This is a genomic window from Bacteroides cutis, assembly GCF_900241005.1.
Classification (GTDB): Bacteria; Bacteroidota; Bacteroidia; order Bacteroidales; family Bacteroidaceae; genus Bacteroides; species Bacteroides cutis.
Genome location: NZ_OEST01000019.1, coordinates 1 through 4,490, shown reverse-complemented (window position 1 = coordinate 4,490; position 4,490 = coordinate 1). Strand labels below are relative to the sequence as shown.

1 protein-coding gene is annotated in these 4,490 nt (G+C 46.4%); it reads left to right on the top strand.

The features are described 5' to 3' along the window. The first annotated feature begins 153 nt into the window (after window positions 1–153). Window positions 154–4,362 (top strand): Ig domain-containing protein, encoded by a 4,209-nt coding sequence (locus tag C1A09_RS16850; protein ID WP_219618399.1) that lies wholly within the window; start codon window positions 154–156, stop codon window positions 4,360–4,362. Window positions 4,363–4,490: the final 128 nt, after the last annotated feature.

Here is a 4,490-nt window from a genome sequence, read left to right as displayed (position 1 = left end):
ATCGTGGAGATTCACCTACTACTCTTATATCCTTTTTTTTTTTTTTTTTTTTTTTTTTTTCAAGCAGAAGACGGCATACGAGATTGTTGACTGTGACTGGAGTTCAGACGTGTGCTCTTCCGATCTCGCTAAGCTTTGATTATGAGGAAAGTTATGGTTGATACGAAAAAAACCTATTCTGTTCTGCCGGTTGTTGCATCGCTTACTGCTGTAACTCTTATAACGTCCGGCTTATACATAAACCCACAGACATACACACACGCTGCTGAGCAAACTAAAGAGGCAAGCCAGCAACCTGTAGACCTACCGGGACGTGATATATGGCTCCCCAAGCACATATCAACCACTGAACAGGCAAAGGCCTTTGCAGCATACTTCACAGAGAAAACCCACCTACCCACACATGTATCTGGCACAGATGTATACGTAAAAACATATGCAGGACCAGACAAGATAACAGGAACCATATCCTTTACCTCCTCCTCATCTACGACACCAGCCACCGGTAAATATCCATCAGCTGTTAGCTTTCTGAACTCAGGTGATCACAAAGGATGGCTAAAGGTCAGTCCGGGAAGCCTAACCAGTGACGTATCTGGGACATATACAGCCACTGCCGAATATAAGTCAGCTGATTCATCCACAGTGCTCTCTGCATCATATACCTTCCATGTATATGATGAGTATGCGGTAACCCTTGTTACACGCGGTGAAGCATCCCTAACATCTGCTCTAAAGACCCAATACTCAGGCGGTTTATCTCTCTTTGGTACCGTTTCCCAAAGACCACCTGCATGTCGTGGTGTGGACTGCGTGCATAACAATCAACTGAGCATTCCTCAGGGTCTACAACTCGTCAACCCCGTACAGGGTATTCTAGGTGGCACTGTTACAGCCGCACCCGGATATTACACCTTTGGTCTAGTGGACTCCACAAAGAGATCAACCGCAACAATAAATGACATTGTTGCAGTAGTGGAGATGATAGTCCAGGAACATCCCACCCTTGACTCTGCTGATATATCTGTTGGCCCCGGCTCACAGGTCTCATATGACCAGCGCCCCTTTCCCGGCAGAACCCTGGGTGGTCCAGATGTTACATACACCCTAACCGACCAAAAGCCTGATAAAAAGCCCGGCCAAGAGATAGAAGAAGGTAAATACACTCTACCCAGTGGACTTTCCTTTAACTCCACAACAGGGAGAATCTCAGGTACTGTCTCAAAGACCCAGCAGGCCCACACATACCCCCTAACAGTACGCACCCATCAGAACTATGGAGAACTTGCCAAACTATTTGATCTCAAACCCTCTCAGGCCATAGCCACCATAGTTATCTCTGTAGTAACACCACCACGTGTTACCTATGGAACAACAACCATAGACTCAAGCACAGGCACAATAACCTCTGCTATACCAACTAACCTGGATTCCCAGGCCCTCAAATTCTCCATCAGGACTAAGCCATATGGCCTTGATGCCCTTTCCATCGATCCCTTTACAGGTGCTCTGCGTGGCAATATTGATTCCGGTAATCGTCTATATCCTGTTCCACCAGAGGGTGTATACAGGGTGGTTGTAGAGGCTAAGAATCAGCTGGGCCAGTCTGCCTATTTTGATGCACCCGTAACTGTTGGTGAGCATGTAAGCTTCGTTGGTCGTCCGATTCCATCTGACCCACTGGATAAGAACAGAACACATGTTGTGGCAGGTGTTGCCTATAGCCTATCCCCTGCGTCTGGTAATCAAGATAACCCCCTCTCTCAACCAACCAGTGTCTCTTACTATCGCCTGGCAGACGGAACAAATCAGAATGCAACAACACCAGGATCTAATAGTCTTCCCAAAGGGCTAAGTCTTAATCCCAATACAGGTACCATATCTGGCACTGTTGCTTCAACGGGTGATGAGATACCCGCTTCTGGCACATACTCATTCAGAGTTATTGCAGTTTCTCTCGGCGGAGAAAAAACAGAGGTTACATATACTCTCCGAGTAGAGCAACCCTTTGTAGCAGGTAACTCTACCGTATATGTCAGCACAGACCAGACCCTGGATAAGACAACAGGTGTTCTAACAGGTATAGTCGGTGGCACAGATGTTACAGTCTCTCTTCCGCAGGGAACAAATCAGAATGCAACAACACCAGGATCTAATAGTCTTCCCAAAGGGCTAAGTCTTTCTGTCTCAGGCACAGGTGAATCCTCTACAGCATCTGCCAGATCAGTACATCTAACAGGTAAGCCTGATGGATCTGTTGCACCGGGAAGATACCTAACCCGTCTATCAGTAACAAGCGGGGGTGTAACAAAAACTGTTGTTCTTGTCGTAGTAGTAACAAAACTTGCTCTCAAGGATAAGGCTCGTGCAGAACTTGAGACACAGAATATCTCTGTTTATCACCAAGAGGGCCAACCCTCTGACCCTATCTATGTGTCCCCTCCTGCCCTAACAGGTGTAGATGGTGAAACTGTTATATACACCCTAAAGAGTGGCAGTACACTTCCCGCAGGTCTCAGTCTAGGCCATGAGGGAAGGCTGACAGGCAGACTCTTAGGTGCCACAGGTGTCTCACAGTTCACAGTTACCATAAGCACCAGACACAGCAAGAGCTCTATCGACCTAACCTATAAGATAACCCACCTGCCCGTATCTCTCGGTAAACAGACCGTTACGACATCCCAGGGCGGAACAATTGTTCTACCTCCATCAGTTACCGGTCTTACCACTGCCGGCACTTATTCCATAGGTGAACCAGATACCAAGAGTAAGAAAAAGAAACCCGAAGAAGGTGCAACATCACCTGACACACACGATAAACTGCCCAAGGGTTTACATCTGAGTCCTGAGACAGGAACCATATACGGCGTAATAGATAAGACTGTCAAAACAGGCGTGTATAGCTTCCCCCTAACACTCACCTATGGGGATGATAAGAATAAGAAATCTGTTTCTGCTGTAGTAGAGATATATGTAACACAGGGTGATCCTATTATCACACCCAAGAATCTTGTCTATTACAAAGGTGATACTAATCCTGTCAAGGTCAAGACCCTAGACGGTCAGGACTTTTCAGGCCTACCTATAACCCCAACCGCAACAGACACTAATACATATACATGGTCTCTCTATGACTCTGGTAGCACTGAGGGCACAGGTATCATTCCTGCAGATAGTACTCTGCCCAGGGGTCTTAGTCTGGATAAAAGCACAGGTAAGATAACAGGAACTATAGATTCTTCTGTTGAGTATGGAACATACACCTTTAGGCTAAGGGCAACCAATGCAACAGGTGGCTATGGTGTAGCAGATATATCACTGATATATGTAACAAAGCCACACACCACACCAATCAGTCCTGTTACTAATCCTGTATATGCAGCACCTGGTGGGCGTGTCAGCATACCTCAGTTGGATGGAAAGGGTGGATTCAAATACACTCTCGTAGATGCCCGTAACCAGGCAGAGACAGTAAAGAAGAGTGACGGACCTGTTCAGTTTGGGTTACCAACAGGCCTAAGCCTGAATCCTGAAACAGGATATGTGAGTGGCACTGTCGGAAAAACCGTTCTCCCCGGGACATATGTCTTTGGTGTGAAGGTGTCTGCTGACAGCCTGGATACAGGTCGCTTCCCCGGCTCATCAGAGACCATTTATTATGCACTGACAGTTACAACACGTCCTGTTCTTGAGTCAGTAGATGGACCCGTGTATAAGTCTCATCACGTTACCATCCCGGCTAACCTGCTCAATGCGGGGACTGGCACAACCTTCTCCCTATCAGGATCATCCAGTATCGATCCGGGTGTCAATAGATATCCACAGGGTCTTTCTATAGATCAATCAACAGGCACCCTAACAGGCTCTGTCTCATCTGCTAATCCCGGTTCCTATACATTCAGAGTTCTTGCCACAACAGATGGTGTCTCAACTGAGGCCCTATATCATCTAACGGTAAAGACCCCACCGCCATTTCCAACCACAACATACTCTGTTGTTGCCGGTTACACACCCCATACAACCGGGAGAGAGCCTCTAAAGGACAGGTTCTCTGTTTATCTGGATCTCTCCAGGAAATACCCTTCCTATACATGGACCTTTGGTAGAGATACAGTCCAGGGCACAACTCCGGGTGAAAATACTGTTCCTCTAGGCCTTGTCCTATACAGCTCTGAAGGTGCTCTTATCGGTAATGTTGATAAGTCTGTTAAGCCAGGCCTTTATTCATTCGATCTGGTTGCTCTAGACAATGGACAATATGTCTCATCTCTAAGAGTTGAGATAACTGTCTTTGAATTAGATGCAGTAGAGTATCCTGAAAACACCCTTGTAAAGCCCGGAGATCGGAAGAGCGTCGTGTAGGGAAAGAGTGTAGATCTCGGTGGTCGCCGTATCATTAAAAAAAAAAAAAAAAAAAGAGAGGGAGTGCGGGAGGACAGTAAAAGAAAAAAAAAGATAAGAAGTAAGATAGATATATGAAAACTGAAGAA